The 409-nt window shown below is 79.7% G+C and carries 1 pseudogene; it reads right to left on the reverse strand.

Features of this window, described 5'->3' with window-relative positions:
• Positions 1-409, reverse strand: a pseudogene (locus GTW08_RS24270) (primosome assembly protein PriA); the annotation flags it as partial.

The following is a 409-nucleotide window of genomic DNA, read 5'->3' on the forward strand; positions in this document are numbered from 1 at the left end:
GCGGTGCCGTGACCGGCGCCGGGCCGGTCCGGCGGGTCGATCTCGACCGGTCCGAGCAGCTCCACCCCCTCGGGCGGGGACGGGTCGACGCGCCCGGTGCCGAGCACCGCGTCGCAGATCTCGGCGACGGCGGCGGGCGGCCCCTCCACCGAGGCCATCCGGATCGCGGGCGGGAACCCCACCTCGGCGCGTTCGGCGAGCTCGGCCTCGGCGTGCCCGGCCGGGTCCCACCGCACCAGCGCCTGCACCGTCGGCACCGACGCCTCGGCGACGACGACGACCCGTCCGCCGTCGGTGTGCGGCACGACCCCGGCGGCCGCGGCGAACCAGCGGCGCAGCGTCTCCTCGGCGACGCGCAGGTCGGGCCGGGCGAGCATCGCCCAGCCGTCGAGCAGCAGCGCGGCGCCGT

Source organism: Pseudonocardia sp. SID8383 (genome assembly GCF_009864975.1).
GTDB lineage: Bacteria > Actinomycetota > Actinomycetes > Mycobacteriales > Pseudonocardiaceae > Pseudonocardia > Pseudonocardia alni.